We start from the raw sequence: 24,187 nt of genomic DNA, 5'->3' as shown, positions 1-24,187 counted from the left end.
ACCCCAATCCACCCCTCAACTGCACAACAATTGATGCCTTCACGCGTCATTTGTCCGGCATGTCATCATCCCGTCATATTTCCGTCATATGCTGAGACCCATAAAAACAAGAATAAGGCGGTCACAATGAGCAGCAACAGGAACCAGAACACCAACTTCCCCTCCAAGCGAACGTGTCAGACACCGCGCGCCATGCAACTGGCGCCGAACACTCCCCCTACTCCGTGCGCGAACGTTACTCGTCCTGCGCAATACGACATTCAAGGCATCCCATCGGATGCCTTTTTTTTCGCCCCTGCCACCCGCCCCCTGCCGACCTTGGCGGCCGGCAGGGCCAAGCATCCTCAACTCAACCAGGAGACCACATGAAAAATACAATGAATAACGACATTGGCCCCGCAAGCGAACAGCAGCGCATCTGGGCGGTGCGCATCGCCGCAGGAGTGGCTGGAACGTCTGTGCTGGCTGCCCTGGCCCCCATTATCTGGGGCGCCGTGAGCGCAGGCCTGGGCCTGATCTCCCTCGCGCTGATCGGCGCGGTCGGTGTGGCGCTGTTCCAGGCCTTGCCGCTGTTGGGGCAAAAGCTGGAAAACCGCTTGCTGGCGGCACGCAAGGCGGAGGCCCGCGCCAATCCGATTGAACAGCTGCAGAACTTTCTGCTTCAAAAACGCCAGCGTGTGGTGGCGTTCAAGAAAGCGGTGGTCAACATCGGCGCACAAATCAAAAGCATGAGCGACATGATCGAGGAGCGCAAACGCCAGAAGCCCGGCTACGACGCCAGCCGCCAGGAGAATGCGGTCAAGGCCATGAAGGAAGCGCATGTGCTGCTGGTCGTGAAATACAAAAATGCCGAATTGGCGCTGGTGCAGTTGAGCGAGGTGGTCGAAGACAAAAAATTCGAATGGCGCTTCGGGCAGGCAGGACAAGCGGCGATCCAGAACCTGAACGCCACCAGCGGCCAGGAACTGCTGAACCAGATGCTGGCCGACGAAGCCTTCGACAGCGTGCGCGACAACTTCAACCAGGTGTTCTCCGAACTCGAAATGGAAGCGGAAAAACTAAGCAGCGCAAAGGAGCTGTCGTTCGACGACGGCATGTCGATCGACCTGAGCTCGATCGGGATTAGCAGCACTGAAAAAGTAAGGAGGTAACAGATGTTCTGGAAATGGTTACGCCTGGGCGGCACGCTGATGGTGATCCTGCTGGTACTTGCCGCGGCAACCCTGGCCCCGCAAAAAGAAGACACAGCAACTCCGGTCCAGCCGGTCGACACGCAACTGCAGCCAAATAAAAACTTCAACTTCTAAAAAAGGCACTTATGAAAACCCGCGTAATGATCTCCCTGATGTTCGGACTGACCGTATCGGCAGCGCAGGCGGCCAAACTGGACGGCGCTCCCGCAGCTCCCTGCGAAGGACTGAAAGTCGCAACCGGCCCAGCCGGCAAAGGCTACTCCAAACTGTACGCCGATCTGGTGCGCGTCTCGAAAAATGCCATGCCGCTGTGCGAAGTCAATACCGAAGGCGGCCTGGATAACCTGACCACGCTTTCGATCAAGAAAGCCGATGTCGGCATCGTCCCCATGGACGCGCTCAAGAAAATGGCCGAAGGCGACGCCAATATCGCATCCCTGATGGTGGTGGCGGCACTGAACAGCAACTACCTGCACATCGTCACCTCCGCCAATGGCCTGATCCTGGAAGGGCCCAAGAAATACGGCGTGCTCAAAGGTGATACCAAAACGGTGCGCATCACCAGGATGTCCGAATTGCGCGGCGCGCCCGTCGCCCTGGTCGGCTCGGCCCAGCTGATGGTGCGCCAGCTCGACAAGATCCTCGGCTACAACATGCGCTACATCGATGTCGACAGCGACGCCATCGCCTTTCAAAAAGTGCTCTCCGGCGAGGCTTACGCGGCATTCTCGGTCGCCGGCTGGCCGCACGGCCAGATCACCCGCCTGGCGCCCAACAGCGGGCTGACCCTGGCCGGCTTCGACGTCCCGATCAGCAGCCCTTACAGCGTACGCCCGTACAGCTACAAGAACCTCGGCGTGTATAACGTGCAGGCGCTGGCGGTACAAAATGTGCTGGTTACGCGCCCGTTCAACGGCGCAAAAATCGGCGATGTGGCCGCACTCAGGAACTTGCTGGACCGCGAACTGCTCGAATTGAAGGATGGCGATTTCGAACCGGGCTGGAACGAGATCAAATCATTCGAGAGCAAGGTCGAGTGGCCTCGCTTTGCCGGCCTGCCGCTGCCGGCCAAAAAGAAGTAATACAGGATAGTCCGATGAGCACGCAAGCCCGCTCCGGCGGGTTTTTTAACGCCCGCATCCCCTCAAAAAGATAAAGCCGCGCGAATCGATGAAGGATTCGCGCGGCCGGAACCGCTCACCGTGAACCGGCGATTATTGCGGCTTGTACGTCACGGTCAAGGTATAGCTCGACGACGTATAGCCGTTCAACAGCACGTACACATCGCCATTGGCGGTCATGTTAACCGTGCACTTTTCCGTGCTGGTGGCACCATCCGATTTGCAGGTGTAAGTCGAGGTGGTAGGCACCGACGTTCTACGCACATACAGATCCGTGTCGCCGGTACCGGTGGTGGACGAAACCACCGTGCCGATGGCGGCCTTGAACGGACCGAAGGTTTTCTTCTGGCCGGAGGTCAGGGTGCCGGTGAACGTTTCGGTCTTGTCGCCGCCGCCAACTACCGCGCCATCGCTACCCAGTTCGATGGCGAACGACGCCGCCAGGCGGGCGAATTTGAGTGAGTGATTTGCCTGGCCGCCGGCATTGGCGAAGGTGTCGTTGACCGTGTGGATATACCGGTTCGACTGCGACATCGCCGTCTCGAACGGCATCGAGGCGTAATAGCCCTGCGCGGTCCATGACGCGTGGTCCGAGCAGCCATAACCGCACCGGTCGTAACCAATGGTCAGGGTCGGCTGATACGTGGTGATCAACTTGGCGACGAAGTCGTTCTGCAGGCTGTCGGTGTAATCGGTATAGATATAAATATCGTTGGCCGAGCCTTTGTAATTGGTCATGTCGAGCTGCATGACGCCGACCACATTCACATTATTGGCCTTGAAGTTCTGGGCAATCGCTTGCGAACCGCGCAGGCCCACTTCTTCGGCGGCATAACCGATCATCTTGATGGTGCGGCGCGGCTTGTAGCCGTTGGCAATCATCGAGCGCAGCACCTCGGTCATGCTGGCGATACCCGATGCATCGTCATCGGCACCAGGCGCGCGCGAGGTTTCCCCGGTGCCTGAACCGACCGTCGAATCGAGGTGGCCGCCAAGCACGATCACCTCGGATGGATTATCGGTCCCGGTAATGGTCGCGATCACCGACTTCTGGTTGTAGCCGCTGTGCGTGAATTGCGTTACCGAGATATCGGCGCGGCCGGTGGCCATGCCGGCCCATTTTTGCCTGAGCCAGTTGGACGCGTCGGAGCCGCCCGTGGTCGTATAAAAGCGGTTCGTGAACGAGGACAGTTCGGTAATCGTCGTGCCAATATTACTGGCCTGCATTTGCGACAGGACCGGCGCGACCAGGGCCTGGTTGTCGATCACATAGCTCGGACGGGCCAGCGCCGCCAGGGTGGCGGTGCTGGCGGGCGCCGCCAGCTTGGCCAGTGCGCGCTTGCCTTCGGCTTCGGTCTCGTGATACATGTACCCGCCACAACGCTTGAGCTCGTGGTGGATCGATTCGTTCAGTTTCAGCATTTCTTCTTCGTTCACTTGCACCAGGTGAACTCTTTCCGAAGCGGCAATACCGGCCTGGTCATTGGTCCTCACAACCTGACTCTGGCGGGCAATCGCTTGCGGCGCTACTTTCTGCAAATGCGTATAGGCGGTGTCGCCCACCGTGATCCATCCTTTGCCGGGGGCGGCAGCAGTGGCACTGGTGGTTGCCATCAGCCCGGAAATCAGGACCGCAAGCAAGGCAGGCATCGCACGACGCTGAAATTGGTGCACTTGGTTCTCCATCGGATTTTCCTTTTTTATAGATGGGCGTTGTAGCCCATTTGTCGAGCGATGGCGTGACCGGTGGGTCAGACGGCGCTCATCCAAAATACAATGCAGCCGGAATTGGCCGCATCGGTCGGATGCCTGAACTGCATAAACGATATACATACTTTGAAAAAATATTATCACGAGGAAGCGTCGCACAACGCAGAGTGTCGGATTATGTTCACAGTAAATATATATATAAATCAATGGCTTACGGCAATTTTGTATCCTCTAAGCATGAGCCGTTAAGGCACGGAACTGCCGAGCTCGATTGCGAAGGCGGCCGCCAGACGGGCAAACTTGAGCGCGTGCACGGCCTGCCCGCCTGAGTTGGCGAAGGTATCGTTCTTGCTGTGGATATGCGGATTGGCCTGGGCCAGCGAGGACTCGAAAGGCATGGACGCGGGGTAGCCTTCGGCATGCCAGGATGCATGATCGGAGCAGGCGTATCCGCACACGTCGCTGCCGACCCGCACCCCCGGTAAATAGGTCGCGATCAATTTCTTGAGGAAATCGTTCTGCTCGGCACTGGTGTAATCGCGCAGCAGATAGATATCGTTGTCCGAACCCTTGTAGTTGATCATGTCCAGCTGCAGCACCCCAGCCACCTGGATGCTTGCCTGGCGGAACGCGCGCGCCAGGTCTTGCGACCCGCGCAGGCCCACTTCCTCCGCCGCGTAAGCGATCAGCTTGATGGTACGGCGCGGCCGGTACTTGCTCTCGCTCATCGCGCGCAGCACCTCGGTCAGGCCGGCCACGCCGGACGCATCGTCATCGGCGCCGGGGGCGTGCGCCGCACCTTGCTCATCCATGGCCTGCGTGTTGACCGAATCGAGATGGGCGCCGATCACGACAACTTCATCGGCCAGGTCGGTGCCGGCAATCGTTGCGATCACCGATGCCTGCGGATATCCAGCGTGTGCAAACGTTTCGACCAGCACCCCGCCATGGCGCGCGCCGATGGTGGCCCAGGCCTGGCGTAGCCACTCCGACGCCCGCGCGCCATGGGTGGTGTTGTAGAAGCGGTCGGGAAAAGCCGACAAGCCCGCGATCGTGCGCGCGATCTGCTTCGCCTCCATGCGCGCCAGCAACGCCGTGACCCTGGCCTGGTTGGCGATCGCGTAGACTGGCTGCACCAGGCCGGGCAAGGGCGTCGCCACCCCCTGCGCCAGGCTGCGCTGGGCGCTGGCCTGATCGGCGTGGAACATGAAGCCCCCGCAATGTCCCAGCTTGCCGTGCAGCAGGCGCGCCACCCGCCCCACGTCCTTCGACGGCACCTCCACCAGCACCACCGGCGCGCTACTCGCCGCCGGGGTAGCGGCAGGCGCGTGCAAGCGCATGGCCGGCAGGGCCGGGCGCAGAAGATGGAAAGCCGCCGCATCCACGGTCAGCCAGCTGCTCTCGGCCAGCGCGCGCGGCGCCGCCGCCAACAGTATCGCCATGATCAAAATGCGCATCGTCATGCCCTCCTTCTGCCGGATGGAAAAAGCTTACTGCGGCTGTTCAGTAAAAGTTCAATTTCGAATGCAGGTAGTTTGATATCCGTCAAAAAGCGATGTCATCTGGTCGTCACGCTCGCTCAGTACACTCTTGCGTTTTTGAATGACATCCCTTGATGAGGCCCGCATGAAGTTTCTCCCGCAAATTTCCCTGATCGCGGCTGCGGCCGCCATGGCGCTGGCTGGCTGTGGTGGCAGCAGCGACACCGTCCGCACCGCGCCTGCCCCGCAAACCGGCGTGTTCCTCGACGCCGCCGTCGAAGGGCTCGACTACGTTGCCGGCACCAGCGCGCGCGCCACGACCAATGCCCGCGGCGAGTTCTCCTGTATAGTCGGCGAAACAGTTGCCTTCAGCATTGGCGGGATGGCATTAGGCAGTGCGAGCTGCGGCACGCTGTTGACGCCGCTGTCGCTTTCGGGAGGAACCGACGTGACCGACCCCAAGGTAGTGAACCGCTTGCTGGCCCTGCAGCTGCTCGACGAGGATAACGACCCGTCGAACGGCATCAAGCTTGCTGCCGATGCAACAGCGGCGCTGGCCGGCAAGACCCTCGATTTCAGCGCGGCCGCGCCCGCTTTTAACGCCGCGCTGGCGGGCAACCTCGCCGCCGCCGGCAGCGCCTATGGCGGCCGCACGGTCGACGCCGAACGCCGCATGCTGGCGCGCGAACATTTTGAAGACACCCTCGCTTCGACCGTCGGCGCGCCGGCCGTCGAACGCTTCACTCAGTCCACGCCCCTGGGCAATGTGGCCGCCAGCGTCACGCGCTACCAGGTCAGGGCGGCGGCTGGTTTGCACGTTCCGTACGAAGGCGCCAACGCGGCCGTGAAAGCGGAATTTCCGCAAGGCTTCCTGCCATCTTACGGCTCCGGTCTCGCCTTCAAGGGCAAGAATGCCAACGGCGAGCTGGAGTTTTACGGCCTGACCGACCGCGGCCCCAACGGCGACGGCCCGAACCTGCCCGCGCTCGATGGCAAGGGCAGCATGGGCAGCAAGATTTTTCCTTCGCCCAGCTTCACCCCATCGATCGGCGTGTTCACCATCGGCAAACATGGCGCCAGCCTGAGCGCCAGCCTGCCGATCAAGGTCGCGCCCGGCGTCAACGCGTCCGGCCTGCCGGTGCCAGCCGGATCGATCGGCAACTCGGCTGAAATCCCGGTCTTCGACGCCATGAAATTCGATCCCGCAGGCAAGGCAGTTTTCAACGCCGGCGGCATCGACAGCGAAGCCATCGCCCTCGACCTGCGCCGCAACGCCTTGTGGGTGACGGACGAGTACGGCCCCTTCCTGGTCCGGATCGATGCGGCCAGCGGCATCATCCAGGCCAGGTACGCGCCGGGCAGCGGCCTGCCGGCCATCCTGGCCAAGCGGCGCGCCAACCGCGGCATGGAAGGCATGGCGCTCGACAGCGCCAGCGACAGGATCCACGCCTTCCTGCAAAGTCCGCTCAGCGATGGCTCGGCCGCGTATGCCGTGACCGGCAAGAACGAACAGGTCGAACGCTTCGCCCGCTTCACGCGCTGGATCGAGTTCGATCCCGCAACGGGCGCGACCACCCGCATGTTCGCCTATCCGCTCGACGGCAAGGAGTATGCCGACGGGCGCACCGGCAACGCCAAGCTGGGCGACATGGTGGCGCTGGGCCATGGCAAATTCATCGTCATCGAGCAGGGCGCCGGCGCCGACGGCAAGGTATTCAACAAGCTGATGCTGGTCCAGATCGGCGACGCCAGCAACATCCTTGCGCCAGGCTTCAACCCGCACAGTTCCGACCTGGAAAAAAGCAGCATGAGCGGCAGCGCGGTCAACGGCGCCAGCTGGGCCGGCGTGGTGCCCCTGAAAAAGACTTTGCTGCTGGACCTGAACGCGATCGGCTGGCTGGCCGAAAAAGCGGAAGGGCTGGCGCTGGTCGATGGCACGACCTTGGCGTTGACCAACGACAACGACTTCGGCATGGTCACCCGTGTCACCGGTCCCGATGGCAAGACGGTGGCCGATGCCGACGTCACCAAATGCAATGTGAACGCCGCCGGCGTCATCGTCACCGGCAGCGCGGCGGGCTGCGCCGAGGCCAACCAGATCCGCGTCGGCCGCGGCGCCGACAAGGAACGTCCGAGCCGCCTGTGGCTGATCAAGTTTGACAAGGCACTGACGTCCTACTGATCCGCAAAAGAAAACGGCGCCCGATTTGCATCGGGCGCCGTTCACAAAGCATGCCGCGTCAGAACGGAAGCGATGCCTTGACCAGCAGGAAGTTCACGCCGCTGTTGGGTTTTTTGTAGCCACCGTTCGAGAAATGCTGGAGTTTCATCCCCACATCCAAATGATTGGCGAACACATAGCCAACGCCCAGATGGTCGCCGAACTGGAACGCGGTCGACAGCCGGTTCGAATCGTTGTCATAGCGCTTGGACAGCAAGTTCAGGCCAATGCCCGCTTCGCCATACCAGCCAGTCACGTCATCGGCCTGGAAGCGGAACACCGGCGTGAAGCCGATATTCGTGATGTTCTGGTGCTGGCCGTTAACGTTCTGATACGCATTGCCACGCCATTGGGCGATCGATGCATCCCAGTAACCGCTCACGTGGGTGCCGTTCGACTGGAACCAGCGCCGGCTCCAATCTTTCTGCACGCCGAAACGGACCATCTGGACCTTGGCGCCACCGCCCGCTTCCAGCGAGGCATGATCGACGACTTTATCGGACGCGAACGCGTACGGCGCCGTGGCCATCACCGCAAGCATTGCCAGCGAGGCGCACAGCTTCATTTTTAACAGGGACATAGAAGAGCTTTCGTAGATAGGTACGCTAATTCATAATGATTAGCGTGTTCACTATTGTACCGGCGAAGCACAAAAATCGCCTTGGACCACGTGTGCGCGCAATTTATTAAAATGACACCGTTATCAGCACCATCATTCCCACTGCAGGAGGCTACTCTGACCACGCTCACCATCGCATTTCTCGGCATCGGCCTGATGGGCCACCCGATGGCCACCCGCCTGGCCCAGGCCGGCTGGACAGTCCATGCCTGGAACCGTTCGCCCGCCAAGGCCGAGGCCCTGCGCAGCGCCGGCGCCCTCCCTTGCAGCGGACTGGACGACGCCGTGCGCGTGGCCGACATCGTCATTTCCATGCTGGCGTCCGGCGCGGTGGTGGGTGAACTGATCGAAGCGGCCCTGCCCAGCCTGCGCCCGGGCGCCCTCTGGATCGACATGAGTTCCACCCAGCACGGTGAAGCCTTGGCCTTCCATGGGCGCCTTGCCGCCGGGCAAGTCCGTTTCGTCGATGCGCCCGTGTCGGGTGGCGTGGCGGGCGCGCAAGCGGGCAGCCTGGCGATCATGGCCGGCGGCGACCCGGATGACTTCGCCAAGGCCGAGCCAATCTTGCGCGCAATGGGGCGGCCCACCCTGGTCGGCCCCGCCGGCAGCGGCCAGGTTGCCAAACTGTGCAATCAATTGATCGTGGGAGGGACCCTCAACATCGTGGCCGAGGCCTTGCTGCTGGCACAAGCCGCCGGCGCCGATCCGGCCGCCGTGCGCGACGCGATCCGCGGCGGATTTGCCGAAAGCCGCATCCTTGAGCTGCACGGCCAGCGCATGCTGGATCGCAATTTCATTCCCGGCGGCCAGGTGACAAGCCAGCTCAAGGATTTGCAGAATGTGCTGGTGGCTGCGGCCGATGCCGGGCTGGTGCTGCCGGTGACCGCGCTCGTTACCGAGAACTACCGCAGCATTGCCGCGGAACTGCCGCGTGCCGACCACGCCGCCGCCCTGCTGTCGCTGGAGAAAATGAATCCGGGCCAGCGCCTGGGGACGGCGCCGGACCAGTTGCCGCCGGACGGGAGTTGAACCCGCACTGCGCCGCCTGAAACCGCCACCCTCGAAGCCACCAACCTCAAAGCCGTCGCCCCCGCGCCGGCGGGGGGCCAAGTTCTCCGCTCAGTCGCAGGCGGCCGCCCCCACGCGAGCTGCTAACCTCAACGGGCATTCGCATTCCGAGATGCTTACCCCGGCGCCAGCCGCATTTCCGCCAGCCGCACCCAGTAGCTGGCGCCGATCGGCAGCAGGTTATCGTTGAAATCGTAGCTGGCATTGTGCAACTGGCATGGCCCCAGCCCGTGGCCGCCGGCCCGGTGATCGCCCTCACCATTGCCGATAAACACATAACAGCCCGGCTTTTCCTGCAGCATGAACGCAAAATCTTCCGCGCCCATGGTCGGCTCCGTATCGGCATTGACCTTATCGGCCCCGACCACCGCGCACATCGCCTCGACCGCATAACCCGTTTCGCGCGCATGGTTGACCAGCGGCGGATAGTTGCGCTTGAAGTGAAAATCGACCGTGGCATTGAAGCCAGCCGCGCAATGCCGCGCGATCTCGCCCATGCGCTGCTCGATCAGGTCCAGCACCGGCGTCGTAAAGGTGCGCACGGTGCCGATCAGCACCGCCTCGTCGGGAATCACATTGGTGGCGCTGCCCGCATGGATTTGCGTGATCGACAACACCGCCGTATCGAGCGGATTTTTCTCGCGCGACATGATCGTTTGCCACGCCTGGGCAATCTGCACCGCCACCATGACCGGGTCGATGCCGCGGTGCGGCTGGGCCGCATGGCAACCCTTGCCCTTGACCACGACGCGGAATTCATTACTGGACGCCATCATCGGCCCCGCGACCACGCCGAAGGTGCCCATCGGCATGCCCGGCCAGTTATGCATGCCGTACACGGCGTCCATCGGATACTGCTCGAACAGGCCGTCGTCCATCATGCGGCGCGCGCCGCCGCCGCCTTCTTCCGCCGGCTGGAAAATCAGGTACACGGTGCCGTCGAAATTGCGGTGCTTGGCCAGATGATGCGCCGCGCCCAGCAGCATGGCGGTGTGGCCGTCATGGCCGCAGGCGTGCATCTTGCCCGGATGGCGCGAGGCGTGGTCGAAGCGATTGATTTCTTGCATCGGCAAGGCATCCATGTCGGCGCGCAGGCCGATTGCCCGCTTGGAGGTGCCGTTTTGTATGATTCCCACCACGCCGGTCAGGCCCAGGCCGCGCACCACGGGGATGCCCCATTCGGTCAGGCGGGCCGCGACCACATCGGCGGTGCGGACTTCTTCGTAACACAATTCCGGGTGCGCATGCAGGTCGCGCCGGATCTGCTGGAGCGCGTTCTGAAAGGCGATGATCGGTTCAACAAGGTTCATGTCATTCTCCACTGATGCTGGAATGTTAACCCATTTGTCGCACTATTGTAGTCCTTCTGGGAATGAGTCAAGCAGACCGGTATTGGTTCTCATCAACAACCCCGGAATCGTATAAAGTAATGGTTTCAACGCCTGTTTTCCTGGATCTTGCAATGACCACCACCCAAGTCCGGGCCACCTGCCCGCACGACTGTCCCGATACCTGCGCCCTGCTCATCACCGTGGAAGAGGGCGTCGCCACCGAAGTCAAGGGCGACCCCGACCATCCAACCACGGCCGGCGTGCTGTGCACCAAGGTATCGCGCTATGCCGAGCGCACCTACCATGCCGACCGCCTGCTGCATCCCATGCGCCGGGTCGGCAACAAGGGCGAGGGCAAGTTCGAGCGTATCAGCTGGGATGAGGCAATCGACACCATTGCCAGCCGGTTAACAGACATCGCCGCGCGCGCTCCGCAAGCCATCCTGCCGTACAGCTACGCCGGCACCATGGGGCTGGTGCAGGGCGAATCGATGTCGGCGCGCTTTTTCCACCACCTCGGCGCGTCCTTGCTCGACCGTACCATCTGCGCCACGGCCGGTTCTACCGGATACAAATACACCATCGGCGCCTCCATCGGCACCGATGTCGAGCAGTTCCAGGATGCCAAACTGATCATCATCTGGGGCGGCAACCCGATTGCGTCCAACCTGCATTTCTGGATGCGCGCGCAGGAAGCCAAGCGCAAGGGCGCGCGGCTCATCGCGATCGATCCCTATCGTTCCCTGACGGCCGAAAAATGCCACCAGCACATTGCCCTGCTGCCCGGCACGGATGCCGCGCTGGCGCTGGGCCTCATGCACGTGCTGATCCGCGACAAGCTGGTCGATGAGGACTACATCGCCCGCTACACCCTGGGCTACGAGCAACTGAAGGGACGCGCCGCCGAGTGGCCGCCGCAGCGGGTCGCCGAGACTTGCGGCATTTCGGCCGAGGAAGTGGAAAACCTGGCGCGCGAGTATGGCGAAGCGGCGCGCCGCGGCGAACCGGTGGCCATCCGTACCAATTACGGCGTGCAGCGCGTGCGCGGCGGCGGCATGGCCGTGCGCAACATCGCCTGCCTGCCGGCGCTGGTCGGCGCCTGGCGCCATGCGGCCGGCGGCGTGCAGCTCTCGTCCTCGGGCTCGTTCCCGGTCAACAGGCAAAAGCTGCAGCGCCCGGACTTGATGAAGAACAGCGTGCGCACCATCAACATGACCACCATCGGCGACGACTTGCTGCGGGGCACATCAAACGAGTTCGGCCCGAAAATCGAGGCCGTGATCGTCTACAACGCCAACCCGCTGGCCATCGCCCCCGACTCCGACAAGGTAATGCAGGGCTTTGCCCGCGACGACTTGTTTACCGTCGTGCTCGAACACTTCCAGACCGACAGCGCCGACTACGCCGACATCCTGTTGCCCGCCACCACCCAACTGGAGCATGTGGACGCCCACAGCACCTACGGCCACCTGTACATGATGGCCAACAACGCCGCCATCGCACCGCTGGGCGAAGCCAAGCCCAACACGGAAATCTTCCGTCTGCTGGCGGCGCGCATGGGCTTCGACGACCCCTGCTTCAAGGAAAGCGACGACCAGCTGGCCGCCCAATCGTTCGACGCCAGCCATCCGCGCGCCATCCATTTCGACTGGGATTCGCTCAAGCGCAAGGGCTGGCAAAAGCTGGCCATGCCGGACGCGCCGTTTGCCGAAGGCGGTTTCCCCACGCCATCGGGCAAGTGCGAATTCTATTCGGCCAGCATGCTCGCCGATGGACTCGACCCGCTGCCGACACACATTGCCCCCTACGAATCGGTGGCGAGCAACCCGGAACTGGCGGCCAGATATCCGCTGGCCATGATTTCCCCGCCAGCCCGCCATTTCCTGAACTCGACCTTCGTCAACGTGACCAGCCTGCGCGCCACCGAAGGCGAACCGCACCTCGACATCCATCCCGACGACAGCGCCGCGCGCGGCATCGAGCATGGCCAGATGGTGCGCATCTTTAACGACCGCGGCGCGTTTGTCGCCCGGGCGCGGGTCACGCCGAAAGCGCGTGCCGGCCTGGTGGTGGGCTTGTCGGTGTGGTGGAAGAAACTGGCCAGCGACGGCAAGAATGCCAATGAAGTGACCAGCCAGCGCCTGACCGACATGGGCCGCGCGCCGACCTTTTACGACACCTTGGTCCAGGTGGAAAAAGTAGCGGCCTGAAAGCCGAAGGGGGTGCAGGATGAAACTGAGCAGACGGGCCAGGAACGGCCTGATGGCGTGCACAGCAGCGTTGCTGCTGGCCAGTTGTTCCAGTCTGAACTATTACCGCCAGGCGGCCCAGGGCCAGCTGACCCTGCTCTCCGACGCGCGCTCGATCGACGACTGGCTCAACGACGACGCCACCGACGCCAAGCTGCGCGTACGCCTGGCCACGGCGCGCCAGATCCGCACCTTCGCCGTCAAGGAACTGGGCCTGCCCGACAACAACAGCTACAAGAATTACGCGGCCCTGACCCGGCCTTTTGTCCTGTGGAACGTGGTGGCCGCGCCGGAACTGTCGCTCAAACCCATCCAGTGGTGCTTCCCGGTGGCCGGCTGCGTCACCTACCGCGGCTATTACAGCAAGGATGATGCACTTGAGTACGCCCGCGTGCTGCGCGCCGAAGGCAACGATGTCCAGGTCGGCGGCGTGCCCGCCTATTCCACCCTGGGCTGGTTCAACGACCCGCTGATCTCGACCTTCATCCACTATCCCGACGCCGAACTGGCGCGCCTGATCTTCCACGAACTGTCGCACCAGGTGGTGTACGTGGCGGGCGACTCGCAATTTAACGAATCGTTCGCCAGCGCGGTGGAAGAGGCTGGCGTCGAGCGCTGGCTCAGCGGTTATGGCAACGAAGTCATGCGCGATAATTACCTCAAGATTGCCGCGCGCAAGAAACAGTTCCTGGCATTATTGCTAGGATGTCGCGATGCGCTGGCGAAAACCTATGCCTCCAAAAGCAGCATTGCGGAAAAGCGCGCCGCCAAGGTCCGCCTGTTCAAGCAGTTGCAGGACGACTACCAGGTGCTCAAGGCCAGCTGGAGCGGCTACGCCGGCTACGACCGCTTTTTCGCCGAACCCTTGTCGAACGCCCATCTGTCATCGATCGCCACCTACAATGATTTCATTCCCGCCTTCCGCGCGCTGCTGGCCCGCGAAAAAACATTTCCCCGATTCTATGCGGCCGCCAAAGCCCTGGCAGAACTCGACCGTGACGAGCGCCACCGCCGCCTGAAAGCGCTTGCGGGCGCCTGAACGCCGACTGTCCGGTTTTCTTCCATACCAATGGGTGTTGCGGCACTGCACCAAAAGGTGTGTGCATCAAGCCTGTCTGAAATAGCAGCAAAAGCGCTTGCATCGAAGCGCATCGCCCGATAGCATCACAGACAGCGTAATAAAGCGCACGCTCGGTTTATTTTCCTGAGCGAAAAAAGATACTGGTCGGCAATGTGCGCCGAATCCACATAACGATAATATTCTGAGACAGAGGCACACGATGGACAAGATTTGGCTGAAATCCTATCCCGGCAACGTCCCTGCGGAGATTGACCCCGACCAGTACGGCTCGCTCGTTCAATTACTGGAAGAATCTTTCCAGAAATTTGCAACGCGCAATGCCTACGTCTGCATGGACAAATTCCTCACCTACGCCGAGCTCGACCAGTACTCGAAACGCATGGCGGCCTGGCTCCAGAGCCGCGGCCTCTCCAAGGGGGCGCGCGTGGCGGTCATGATGCCCAACGTGCTGCAATACCCGATCGCGATCGCCGCCATCCTGCGCGCCGGCTTTACCGTGGTTAACGTCAATCCGCTGTACACGCCGCGCGAGCTGGAGCACCAGCTTATCGATTCGGGCAGCGAAGCGATTATCGTCCTGGAAAATTTCGCCCATACGCTGCAACAGGTACTCACCAAAACCCCGGTCAAGCACATCGTCGTGGCCAGCATGGGCGAGATGCTCGGCGGCGCCAAGGGCATGCTCGTCAATTTTGTGGTTCGCAACGTCAAGAAACTGGTGCCGGCGTTTTCGCTGCCCAACACCGTGCGCTTCAAGGAAGTGCTCGCGCAGGGCGAGAAAATGACCTTCACCCCCGTCAAGGCCAGCGCCACCGATGTCGCCTTCCTGCAGTACACCGGCGGCACCACGGGCGTGTCCAAGGGCGCGACCCTGACCCACCGCAACATCATCGCCAACGTGCTGCAAAGCGAAGCCTGGTCGCAGCCGGCGCTGATCAAGGCGCCCGTGGTCGAGCAGGTGGTGATTGTCTGCGCGCTGCCGCTGTACCATATCTTCGCGCTCACCGCCTGCGCCATGTGGGGCACGCGCGTCGGCGCCCTCAATATCCTGATTCCCAATCCGCGCGACATCGGCGGCTTTATCAAGGAACTGTGCAAATACAAGATCAACATGCTCCCGGCGGTCAACACGCTGTATAACGCGCTGCTCAACCATCCCGATTTCGCCAAGGTCGATTTCACGGGCCTGAAGATTTCCAACGGCGGCGGCATGGCGGTGCAGCAGATCGTCAACGACAAATGGAAAAAAGCCACCGGCACCTGCATCATCGAAGGCTACGGCCTGTCCGAAACGTCGCCGGTGGCCACCTGCAACCGCGCCGACCTGCTTGACTTCACCGGCACCATCGGCATGCCGGTGCCATCGACCGATATTGCCATCCTCGACGACGACGGCAAGCCGGTGGCCCTGGGCCAGCCCGGCGAAATCGCGATCCGCGGCCCGCAGGTCATGGCCGGCTACTGGAACCGCCCGGACGAAACGGCCAAGGTCATGACGGCCGACGGCTTCTTCAAATCCGGCGACGTCGGCTTCATGAACGAGCACGGCTTCGTAAAAATCGTGGACCGCAAAAAGGATATGATTCTGGTCTCGGGCTTTAATGTGTACCCGAACGAGCTCGAAGAAGTCATCGCCAAGCATCCGGGCGTGCTCGAATGCGCCTGTATCGGCGTGCCGGACGAGCATTCCGGCGAGGCGGTGAAAGTGTTCGTGGTGCGTAAGGACCCGACCCTGACGGTCGAACAGTTGATGGCTTACTGCAAGCAGGAATTCACCGGCTATAAAAAGCCGAAGTACATCGAATTTCGCAGCGAGCTCCCGAAAACCAACGTCGGCAAGATCCTGCGCCGCGTGCTGCGCGACGAAAAACCCGCGGCATAAAACGCTACCCGCGTCGTTTCCGGCCGGTGGCGGAAACGGCGTGCCGCATCAGGTAGCACCTATTCGCTTATTTAGCGGCACGACCGCCTGCGGGCGGTCTTTTGCATTAACAGTATCAGTAAACAGACGAGGCATAGATGGACAAGTTTTGGCTTAAGTCGTACCAGGAGGGCGTACCCGCGGAGATCGATTACACGCAATACCGCTCGCTGACCCACCTGCTGGAAGAAGCATTCCGCAAGTACGCCGACCGCAAGGCCTACGTTTGCATGGACAAGTCCATCACCTACGGCGAACTCGACCGCATGTCGGTGCAGATGGGCGCCTGGCTGCAAAGCCGCGGCCTGAAACCCGGCGCGCGCGTGGCGATCATGATGCCCAACGTGCTGCAGTATCCGGTGGCCATGGCCGCCGTGCTGCGCGCCGGCTACGTGATCGTCAACGTCAACCCGCTCTACACCCCGCGCGAACTGCAGCACCAGATGATCGACTCGGGCGCCGAAGCCATCATCGTGCTCGAAAACTTCGCCCACACCGTGCAGGAAGTGCTGGCCAAGACCCAGATCAAGCATGTCATCATGGCCACCATGGGCGACCTGCTCGGTCCCCTGAAAGGCATGATCGTCAACCTGGTGGTGCGCAAGGTCAAGAAACTGGTGCCGTCCTTTTCGCTGCCGGACGCGATCCCGTTCAACAAGGTGCTCGCCGAAGGCGCGCGCCTCACGCTCACGCCGCCGACCCTCGGCCATGACGACATCGCCTTCCTGCAGTACACCGGCGGCACCACCGGCGTATCGAAGGGCGCGGTCCTGCTGCACAAGAACGTGATCGCCAACGTGCTGCAAAACGAAGCCTGGCTGCAGCCGACCCTCGACACCCTGCCCAAGAACCAGCAGCTGCAGTTCGTCTGCGCGCTGCCGCTGTACCACATCTATTCGCTCACCGTGTGTTCGCTGATGTCCACGCGCCTGGGCGGCATGAACCTGCTCATTCCGAACCCGCGCGACATGCCGGGCTTCGTCAAGGAACTGAGCAAATACCGCATCAACGTATTCCCGGCCGTCAATACCCTGTACAACGGCCTGCTCAACAACGCCGAATTCGCCAAGCTCGATTTTTCCAGCTACAAGGTGTGTAACGGCGGCGGCATGTCGGTGCAGCAGTCGGTGGCGGACCGCTGGCTCAAGCTGACCGGCACCCCGATCATCGAAGGCTACGGCATGTCCGAAACGTCGCCGGTGGCTACCGCCAACCGCTGCGACATCAAGGAATTCACCGGCATGATCGGCCTGCCGTATCCGTCGACCGACATCGCCATCCTCGATGACGACGGCAACCACGTAGCGCTGGGCGAGCGCGGCGAAATCGGCATCCGCGGCCCGCAGGTCATGGCCGGCTACTGGAAGCGCGACGACGAAACCGCCAAGTCGATGACGGCCGACGGCTTCTTCAAGACTGGCGACATCGGCATCATGGACGAGCGTGGCTACACCAAGATCGTCGACCGCAAGAAGGACATGATCCTGGTGTCCGGCTTTAACGTCTATCCGAATGAAATCGAAAGCGTGATCTCGTCGCATCCGGGCGTGCTCGAATGCGCATGCATCGGTGTGCCGGACCATAATTCGGGCGAAGCGGTCAAGCTGTTCGTGGTGCGCAAGGACCCGAACCTGACCGCCGAAGACCTGCTCGAATTCTGCAAGGAGCAGCTCACGGCCTACAAAAAGCCGAAGTACATCGAGTTCCGCACCGAACTGCCGAAGACCAACGTCGGCAAGATCCTGCGCCGCGAACTGCGCGAGCCTGTGCCGGCCGCGCCCTGACGATCAGACCTGGCGCGCACCCGGCTTGCCGCTGGCGACTTCAAACGTCGCCAGCGTCGCCTTGCCCGATTGCGCATTGCGCACATCATCGAGCCCGACGAAGGTGGTCGTGGTCTTTTCCGGCGTCACCTCCATCAGCATGAAACCGCGCTTGTCGCTGCGGCCATATTTGGTATGTCGATTCATCTCCAGGTATTGCAGGGTGCGCGCCTGAGGGCGCGAGCTTGAGCTTACCGACGTGCCGCAAAATTCGGTCGCAATGACCGGGTTGCGCTTCGATGCGGGCCGGTTGAAATCATGCTGCAGGTCCGACGCATAAAAGGTGTGCACGTCGCCCGCCAGCACCACCGGATTGGCCGCGCCGCTTTTGCCCAGCGCATCGAACAGCCGCTGGCGCGCCATCGGATACCCATCCCACCCATCATTCCAGAAACGCCCATCGCCCGGTTTCACGATCGGCACCTGGGTCGACTGCGCCATCGGCGTTTGCTGCGCGATCAGGTTCCAGCGTGCCTTCGAGCTGGTGAAGCCCTCGGTCAGCCAGGCTTCCTGCTCGCTCCCCAGCATCGAGCGGCGCGGGTCGCGCAAGGCCGCGCAGGCGCGCGTGACCGAACTCGAGCCGCCCCGTCCCGCCGGTGGGCAGGCATGCGTGGCGCGGTACTGGCGGTCGTCCAGCACATGAAAGCGTGCCAGCCGCCCCCAGTCGTAGCGCTGGTACATGCGCATGCCGGCGTAGTCGCCGGGCCGCGCCAGCACCAGGCGCAGCGGCATGTGCTCATAAAACGCCTGGTAGGCCGCGGCGCGCCGCAGGGCAAACGCCGGATCGAGCCGTTCATCTCGGTCGGCCGCGTAATCGTTGGCCACCTCGTGGTCGTCCCAGGTGACGATCCAGGGCGCGGCCAGGTGCGCGCCCTGCAGGTCGGCGTCGCTCTTGTACTGGGCATAGCGTGCGCGGTACTCGGCCAGCGAAAACGATTCCGACGTGCGCAGCGCCGACTGCGGATGGCGTAACTGGTAAGGTCCCCACTCATAAATGTAGTCGCCCAGGAACGCCACCAGGTCCGGCGCGGCGGCGGCGATGTGACGGTGCGCCGCGTAGCTGCCGAACTCCCAGTGCTGGCACGAAGCCACCGCCAGTTTCAGCGCCGCCGGCAGGCTGTCCGCCGCCGGCGCGGTACGGGTGCGCCCGGCCGGGCTGACCGCGTCGCCCAGCATGAAGCGGTACCAGTACCAGCGCGCCGGTTCCAGGCCGCGCACATCCACGTGCACGCTGTGCGCCAGCGCCGGCAGCGCACTGGCGGTGCCTTTGGCCGCGATGCGCGTGAACGCTTCGTCGTGCGCCACTTCCCAGCGCACCGCAAAGGCAACCGCCGGCGTGGCTGCGGCATTCAAGGGATCGTTCAGGATGCGCGTCCACAGCACCACCGAATCGGGCAGGGGAGAGCCGGAGGCGACTCCCAGGCTGAAAGGATAGCTCGTGCCGGCCGCACGCGCGCAGGCACCCGGCAGGGCGATGCCACCCGCAGCCAGCGCCGCGTACTGCAAGAAGAGGCGGCGCGGCGCGTCCACTTACCGGTCTTGCGGGAAGATCAGCTCATCGAGCGAGGGCACCTTGCGCGGCTTGCGGTCGTCGCCGGTGGCGACGTAGGTCAGCGTGGCCTCGGTCACCTTGACGGTGTTGGCCTGCAGGCGGTTACGCTCAGCGTAGACTTCCACGTAGACGGTGATCGAGGTATTTCCGACTTTGGTGATATCTGCGTAAAAAGACAGCAGATCGCCGACGAAAACAGGGTTTTTGAAGACGAAGGAATTCACCGCAATGGTGGCGACGCGGCCGTTGGCGCGCCGCGTCGCCGGCAGCGAACCGGCAATGTCGACCTGCGCCATGATCCAGCCGCCGAACACATCACCGTAGACATTGGCGTCGGACGGCGCGGGCATGACGCGCAGCTCGGGCATTTTGCCGGCTGGGAGTCCTCGGGTGGCGGGAGGGGGAGTGGGAGCAGGTACGGCGTTTTCTGGCGTGGTCATCGTGAATTCTCTTGAAAGGCTACAATCGACCGGAATTGAACCACAAATCCCAGAGCTCCGCCATGCGCCGTAATTCTTCGCCCCCGCCCCCCGTCGACCCGAACGCTCCGCGCCGCAGCGACTGGGGCACGCTCAAGACCCTGATTCCCTACCTATGGGTGTACAAATGGCGCGTGATGGCGGCCCTGGCCTGCCTGATCGCGGCCAAGCTGGCCAACGTCGGCGTGCCGCTGGTGATGAAACAGCTGATCGACCAGCTGACCATCAATCCATCCAGTCCGCAGGCGCTGCTGGTGCTGCCGCTCGGCGCGCTGGTCGCCTACGGCGTGCTTCGCCTGTCGACTACCGTATTTACCGAGCTGCGCGAATTCCTGTTCGCGCGCGTCACCCAGCGCGCCGTGCGCACCATTGCGCTGCGCGTGTTTCGCCACCTGCACGCGCTGTCGCTGCGCTTTCACCTGAACCGCCAGACCGGCGGCATGACGCGCGATATCGAGCGCGGCACGCGCGGCGTCAGCTCGCTGATCTCGTACACCCTGTTCAATATTCTGCCGACACTGGTCGAGATCACGCTGGTGCTGGGTTACCTCGTCACCCACTACGACATCTGGTTCAGCGCCATTACCGGCGTGGCGCTGGTGACCTACATCGCCTTTACCGTCATCGTCACCGACTGGCGCACCCACTTCCGGCGCACCATGAACGACCTCGATTCCAAGGCCAACACCAAGGCCATCGACTCGCTGATCAACTATGAAACCGTCAAATACTTCGGCAACGAAGATTACGAAGCGGCGCGCTACGACGAAGGCCTGAAAAACTACGAGAACGCCGGCGTCAAGTCGCAAACCTCGCTGTCGGTACTCAATACCGGCCAGTCGCTGATCATCGCCACCGCCGTCACCCTGATCCTGTGGCGCGCCACCGAAGGCGTCATCGCCGGCACCATGACCCTGGGCGACCTGGTGCTGGTCAACTCCTTCATGATCCAGCTGTACATTCCACTCAACTTCCTCGGCGTGATCTACCGCGAAATCAAGCAAAGCCTGGCCGACATGGAGCGCCTGTTCTCGCTGCTCGACCAGAACCGCGAAGTGGCCGACAGCAAGGACGCCAAAGCGCTGGTCACGCACGGCGCCCAGGTCGCGTTCTCGAAGGTGAACTTCAGCTATGAAGCGAAGCGCCAGATTCTGTTCGATGTCGATTTCACGATTGCGGCCGGCACCACCACCGCCGTGGTGGGCCATAGCGGCTCGGGCAAGTCGACCTTGTCGCGCCTCCTGTTCCGTTTTTATGACGTCAACAGCGGCGGCATCACCATCGACGGCCAGGACCTGCGCAACGTCACCCAGGCGTCGCTGCGCAGCGCCATCGGCATCGTGCCGCAGGATACGGTGCTGTTCAACGACACCATCGAATACAACATCGCCTACGGCAAGCCGGGAGCGAGCAAGGACGACATCGTGGCCGCCGCGCGCGCCGCATCGATCCACGACTTCATCGACACGTTGCCGGACGGTTACGCCACCATGGTGGGCGAACGGGGCTTGAAACTGTCGGGCGGCGAGAAGCAGCGCGTGGCCATTGCGCGCACCCTGCTCAAGGACCCGGCGATCCTGGTTTTTGACGAAGCCACCTCCGCGCTCGACTCCAAGGCCGAACAGGCGATCCAGGCGCAGTTGAAGGAAATCGCGAAGAATCGCACCACCTTGGTGATCGCGCACCGCCTGTCGACGGTGGCCGATGCCGAGCAGATTCTGGTGCTCGATCACGGGCGTATCGTGGAACGGGGAACGCATCAGGTGCTGCTGGCCGCGAACGGCTTGTATGCCCAGATGTGGGAGCGGCAGCAGGCCAGGCAGGAAGAAGAGGCGGCGTCGCCGCTCGAAATGGAATAAACACAGTGGGCACATGGCGTGCCCACTGTTGAACCGGTCAGTACGTGTAGAACATGCGCTGGATTTCCTTGGTGCTGTTGGTCTTGGTCAGCGCCAGCATCAACAGGATGCGCGCCTTCTGCGGATTGAGCGTATCGGCCGCGACGAAGTCCAGTTCATCGTCATTGGCTTCGCCGTTGCGCGCCAAAATCCCCTGTCCCACGCGGCTTGCGCGCACGATGACCGCACCCTTGGCGCGTGCGGCAATCAGCGCCGGCTTGACCTTGGCGGCCAAGCTGCCGTCACCCACGCCGGCGTGGATGATGCCCTTCGCGCCAGCGGCCACGAAAGCATCGAGCGCCACCGGATTCATGTTCGCGTAGCCGTACACAATGTCGACCTGCGGCAGCGATTGCAAGGTGCTGATATCGAATTCGGTCTCGGTCGTGTGCTTGCGCAGCGACTGGCGATAGAAAAATGGCTTGCTGCCCTGGATGTAGCCGAGCAAACCGAGTTCGCTGGTGCGGAAGCTGTCCAGGGTCGAGGTATTGACCTTGGTGACATCGCGCGCCGACTGGATCTGGTCGTTCATCGCCAGCAGCACGCCCTTGCCGACCGCTTCCGGGCTCGCTGCCAGCATCACCGAGTTATACAGGTTGATCGGGCCGTCGGCCGACAGCGCGGTGGATGGACGCATCGCGCCGACCAGCACCACCGGTTTGCGGCTCTTGACCACCAGGTCGAGGAAGTACGCGGTTTCTTCCAGCGTGTCGGTGCCGTGGGTGATGACGATGCCATCGACATTGTTCTGCGCCAGCAGCACGTTGACGCGCTTGGCGAGCGTGAGCCAATGCTCGTTGCTCATGTTCTCGCTGGCGATCTGGAACACCTGCTCGCCGGTGACGTTGGCCACCTTGGCCAGTTCCGGCACGGCCTTGATCAGATTTTGCACGCCCACCGTGGCGGCGGTGTAACCGACCGTGGTGGTACTGGTCGCGCCGGTGCCGGCGATGGTGCCGCCGGTCGCCAGGATGGTCACGTTGGCCAGTTTGGGCGCCCTGGTTTCAGCTTGCACGGCGCCCGTCACCGCCACCAGCAGGGCGAAGAGGGCAATCATCGATTGCGTGGTTTTTTGATACAGCATGGGTTCTCCTTGGGGTGTGGTTATGGTTGTTTGTAGACGACGCCATCCTTCATCACAAAGCGCACCTGCTGCATGAGCGCGATGTCGCGCAGCGGGTCGCCCGTGACGGCGATGATGTCTGCCGCGTAGCCCGGTTCCACCGAACCTAAGCGCGTGCCCTGGCCGAGCAGGGCGGCGGCATTCAGGGTGGCCGAGCGGATCGCTTCGAGCGGCGGCATGCCCGCTTCGACCATGTAGGCGAACTCCTTGGCATTGTCACCGTGGGGGAACACCCCGGCGTCGGTGCCGAAGGCGATCTTCACGCCGGCCTTGTACGCGCGCGCAAACGTGGCCTGGATCTGCGGGCCGATGGCGGCCGCTTTCGGACGCACCAGGGGCGAATAGTAATCCGGCTCCTTGGCCTTGTCGGCCACGTAGCGGCCGGCCGAAATGGTGGGCACGAACCAGGCGCCGTGCTTCTTGAACAGGGCAATGGTCTCGTCGTCCATCATCGTGCCATGCTCGATCGAGTCGATCCCGGCGCGCAGCGCGCGCTTGATGCCTTCGGTGCCGTGCGCGTGGGCCGCCACGCGAAAGCCGTAATCCTTGGCGGTGCTGATGATGGCGCGCAGTTCGTCCTCGGTGTACTGCGAATTCTGGCCGCTGCGGGCCTGGCTCAACACGCCGCCGGTGGCGGTGACCTTGATCAGGTCCGCGCCTTCCTTGTAGCGCGCGCGTACCGCTTCGCGCGCGCCTTCGGCGCTATTGACCACGCCTTCGTTGGGGCCCGGGGTGCCGAGGGCATGGGTCAGGCGTTGCGAATAATTATTGGTCGGGTCGGCATGTCCGCCCGTCGTCGCGATTGATTTACCGGACGTGAACATGCGCGGGCCGGGAATGCTGCCGGCCGCAATGGCGCGCTTGAGCGAGACGTTCAGGCCATCGCTCGCGCCCAGGTCGCGCACCGTGGTGAATCCGGCTTTCAGGGTGCGCTCGGCAAAGATGACGGAGCGGTAGGCATGGTCGGCCGGGTTCAGGCTGATGGCGTCGCGCAAGGCGTCCGCCTGCTTCTGGGTTTCGCCGGTCAGGTGCACGTGCATGTCGATCAGGCCGGGCAGGCAGGAGTGGGCCGACAGGTCGATGTGGCCGGGGCCTGGCGCCATCGGGCCGACCGATTTGATCGAACCATTCTCGATCACGATGCTTACCTTGTCGCGCCAGGCGCCGCTTTTCACGTCGAGCAGGCGCCCGCAATCGACGGTCTGGGTGGCCGCTTGCGCACCGCCGCAAGCGAGCAAAATACCGATGGCGGACAGCTTGTGCATTGCGGTTCTCCCGAGAGGAATAGTGGCAAAAGAGGATACACGAAATCGATTT

18 protein-coding genes are annotated in these 24,187 nt (G+C 62.6%); 10 read left to right on the top strand and 8 right to left on the bottom strand.

Going from position 1 to position 24,187, the window contains the following annotated elements; all coding sequences use genetic code 11:
- Positions 1-365: 365 nt before the first annotated feature.
- Genes RBA40_RS20930 through RBA40_RS20920 form a run of 3 tightly spaced genes read left to right on the top strand, consistent with a single transcriptional unit; the run spans position 366 to position 2,275 of the window.
- Entirely contained in the window at positions 366-1,151 is a 786-nt protein-coding gene (locus tag RBA40_RS20930) for a hypothetical protein (protein WP_306649679.1), read from the top strand.
- A gap of 3 nt (positions 1,152-1,154) precedes the next feature.
- Entirely contained in the window at positions 1,155-1,307 is a 153-nt protein-coding gene (locus RBA40_RS20925) for a hypothetical protein (protein ID WP_306649678.1), read from the top strand.
- An 11-nt stretch (positions 1,308-1,318) separates the two neighbouring features.
- On the top strand, positions 1,319-2,275 hold the full coding sequence (locus tag RBA40_RS20920; protein ID WP_306649677.1) for a TAXI family TRAP transporter solute-binding subunit: 957 nt from the start codon (positions 1,319-1,321) through the stop codon (positions 2,273-2,275).
- Between the two features lie 132 nt (positions 2,276-2,407).
- Here RBA40_RS20920 and RBA40_RS20915 read toward each other — a convergent pair whose 3' ends face one another.
- A complete protein-coding gene (locus tag RBA40_RS20915) occupies positions 2,408-3,988 on the bottom strand; it encodes a M20/M25/M40 family metallo-hydrolase (RefSeq protein ID WP_306649676.1) in 1,581 nt (526 codons plus the stop codon).
- Positions 3,989-4,269: 281 nt separating this feature from the next.
- Entirely contained in the window at positions 4,270-5,487 is a 1,218-nt protein-coding gene (locus tag RBA40_RS20910; RefSeq protein WP_306649675.1) for a M20/M25/M40 family metallo-hydrolase, read from the bottom strand.
- 163 nt (positions 5,488-5,650) lie between these two features.
- Between RBA40_RS20910 and RBA40_RS20905 the strand changes: the two genes are divergently transcribed.
- Positions 5,651-7,687 carry an esterase-like activity of phytase family protein gene (locus RBA40_RS20905; RefSeq protein ID WP_306649674.1) on the top strand — a complete coding sequence of 679 codons (2,037 nt, stop codon included), beginning with the start codon at positions 5,651-5,653 and terminating at the stop codon, positions 7,685-7,687.
- 58 nt (positions 7,688-7,745) lie between these two features.
- On the opposite strand, the gene RBA40_RS20900 is transcribed toward RBA40_RS20905, so the two are convergent.
- On the bottom strand, positions 7,746-8,306 hold the full coding sequence (locus RBA40_RS20900; protein ID WP_306649673.1) for an acyloxyacyl hydrolase: 561 nt from the start codon (positions 8,304-8,306) through the stop codon (positions 7,746-7,748).
- A 111-nt stretch (positions 8,307-8,417) separates the two neighbouring features.
- Here RBA40_RS20900 and RBA40_RS20895 point away from each other — a divergent pair, with 111 nt between their 5' ends.
- Positions 8,418-9,374 (top strand): NAD(P)-dependent oxidoreductase, encoded by a 957-nt coding sequence (locus RBA40_RS20895; protein WP_306649672.1) that lies wholly within the window; start codon positions 8,418-8,420, stop codon positions 9,372-9,374.
- 155 nt (positions 9,375-9,529) lie between these two features.
- Here RBA40_RS20895 and RBA40_RS20890 read toward each other — a convergent pair whose 3' ends face one another.
- Complete coding sequence (locus RBA40_RS20890) at positions 9,530-10,723, bottom strand: M20 aminoacylase family protein (protein WP_306649671.1); 1,194 nt, start codon at positions 10,721-10,723, stop codon at positions 9,530-9,532.
- 152 nt (positions 10,724-10,875) lie between these two features.
- Here RBA40_RS20890 and RBA40_RS20885 point away from each other — a divergent pair, with 152 nt between their 5' ends.
- The 4 genes from RBA40_RS20885 (at position 10,876) to RBA40_RS20870 (ending at position 17,779) form a co-directional block, all read left to right on the top strand.
- Positions 10,876-12,954 (top strand): molybdopterin-containing oxidoreductase family protein, encoded by a 2,079-nt coding sequence (locus tag RBA40_RS20885; RefSeq protein ID WP_306649670.1) that lies wholly within the window; start codon positions 10,876-10,878, stop codon positions 12,952-12,954.
- A 19-nt stretch (positions 12,955-12,973) separates the two neighbouring features.
- Entirely contained in the window at positions 12,974-14,032 is a 1,059-nt protein-coding gene (locus tag RBA40_RS20880) for an aminopeptidase (protein WP_306649669.1), read from the top strand.
- Positions 14,033-14,273: 241 nt separating this feature from the next.
- Entirely contained in the window at positions 14,274-15,956 is a 1,683-nt protein-coding gene (locus RBA40_RS20875; protein ID WP_306649668.1) for a long-chain-fatty-acid--CoA ligase, read from the top strand.
- A gap of 137 nt (positions 15,957-16,093) precedes the next feature.
- Positions 16,094-17,779 carry a long-chain fatty acid--CoA ligase gene (locus RBA40_RS20870; protein ID WP_306649667.1) on the top strand — a complete coding sequence of 562 codons (1,686 nt, stop codon included), beginning with the start codon at positions 16,094-16,096 and terminating at the stop codon, positions 17,777-17,779.
- Between the two features lie 3 nt (positions 17,780-17,782).
- Here the strand turns inward: RBA40_RS20870 and RBA40_RS20865 are convergent, their stop codons facing one another.
- Positions 17,783-19,348 (bottom strand): alkaline phosphatase D family protein, encoded by a 1,566-nt coding sequence (locus tag RBA40_RS20865; protein WP_306649666.1) that lies wholly within the window; start codon positions 19,346-19,348, stop codon positions 17,783-17,785.
- On the bottom strand, positions 19,349-19,810 hold the full coding sequence (locus RBA40_RS20860; protein WP_306628320.1) for an acyl-CoA thioesterase: 462 nt from the start codon (positions 19,808-19,810) through the stop codon (positions 19,349-19,351).
- A 62-nt stretch (positions 19,811-19,872) separates the two neighbouring features.
- On the opposite strand from RBA40_RS20860, the gene RBA40_RS20855 reads away from it, so the two are divergent.
- Positions 19,873-21,708 (top strand): ABCB family ABC transporter ATP-binding protein/permease, encoded by a 1,836-nt coding sequence (locus tag RBA40_RS20855; protein ID WP_306649664.1) that lies wholly within the window; start codon positions 19,873-19,875, stop codon positions 21,706-21,708.
- Between the two features lie 37 nt (positions 21,709-21,745).
- Here RBA40_RS20855 and RBA40_RS20850 read toward each other — a convergent pair whose 3' ends face one another.
- Complete coding sequence (locus RBA40_RS20850; RefSeq protein ID WP_306649663.1) at positions 21,746-22,831, bottom strand: type II asparaginase; 1,086 nt, start codon at positions 22,829-22,831, stop codon at positions 21,746-21,748.
- A 20-nt stretch (positions 22,832-22,851) separates the two neighbouring features.
- Positions 22,852-24,135, bottom strand: a complete 1,284-nt coding sequence (locus tag RBA40_RS20845) for a metal-dependent hydrolase family protein (RefSeq protein ID WP_306649662.1) — start codon at positions 24,133-24,135, stop codon at positions 22,852-22,854.
- Positions 24,136-24,187: the final 52 nt, after the last annotated feature.

The organism is Massilia pseudoviolaceinigra (assembly GCF_030846505.1).
Lineage (GTDB): Bacteria > Pseudomonadota > Gammaproteobacteria > Burkholderiales > Burkholderiaceae_D > Telluria_A > Telluria_A violaceinigra.
This window is presented reverse-complemented; position numbering and strand designations above follow the sequence as displayed.

Coding starts and splice junctions, on each gene's coding strand:
- RBA40_RS20930 (WP_306649679.1), top strand. CDS start 366: ATGAAAAATACAATGAATAACGACATTGGCCCCGCAAGCGAACAGCAG.
- RBA40_RS20925 (WP_306649678.1), top strand. CDS start 1,155: ATGTTCTGGAAATGGTTACGCCTGGGCGGCACGCTGATGGTGATCCTG.
- RBA40_RS20920 (WP_306649677.1), top strand. CDS start 1,319: ATGAAAACCCGCGTAATGATCTCCCTGATGTTCGGACTGACCGTATCG.
- RBA40_RS20910 (WP_306649675.1), bottom strand. CDS start 5,487: ATGACGATGCGCATTTTGATCATGGCGATACTGTTGGCGGCGGCGCCG.
- RBA40_RS20905 (WP_306649674.1), top strand. CDS start 5,651: ATGAAGTTTCTCCCGCAAATTTCCCTGATCGCGGCTGCGGCCGCCATG.
- RBA40_RS20900 (WP_306649673.1), bottom strand. CDS start 8,306: ATGTCCCTGTTAAAAATGAAGCTGTGCGCCTCGCTGGCAATGCTTGCG.
- RBA40_RS20895 (WP_306649672.1), top strand. CDS start 8,418: ATGACACCGTTATCAGCACCATCATTCCCACTGCAGGAGGCTACTCTG.
- RBA40_RS20890 (WP_306649671.1), bottom strand. CDS start 10,723: ATGAACCTTGTTGAACCGATCATCGCCTTTCAGAACGCGCTCCAGCAG.
- RBA40_RS20885 (WP_306649670.1), top strand. CDS start 10,876: ATGACCACCACCCAAGTCCGGGCCACCTGCCCGCACGACTGTCCCGAT.
- RBA40_RS20880 (WP_306649669.1), top strand. CDS start 12,974: ATGAAACTGAGCAGACGGGCCAGGAACGGCCTGATGGCGTGCACAGCA.
- RBA40_RS20875 (WP_306649668.1), top strand. CDS start 14,274: ATGGACAAGATTTGGCTGAAATCCTATCCCGGCAACGTCCCTGCGGAG.
- RBA40_RS20870 (WP_306649667.1), top strand. CDS start 16,094: ATGGACAAGTTTTGGCTTAAGTCGTACCAGGAGGGCGTACCCGCGGAG.
- RBA40_RS20860 (WP_306628320.1), bottom strand. CDS start 19,810: ATGACCACGCCAGAAAACGCCGTACCTGCTCCCACTCCCCCTCCCGCC.
- RBA40_RS20855 (WP_306649664.1), top strand. CDS start 19,873: ATGCGCCGTAATTCTTCGCCCCCGCCCCCCGTCGACCCGAACGCTCCG.
- RBA40_RS20850 (WP_306649663.1), bottom strand. CDS start 22,831: ATGCTGTATCAAAAAACCACGCAATCGATGATTGCCCTCTTCGCCCTG.
- RBA40_RS20845 (WP_306649662.1), bottom strand. CDS start 24,135: ATGCACAAGCTGTCCGCCATCGGTATTTTGCTCGCTTGCGGCGGTGCG.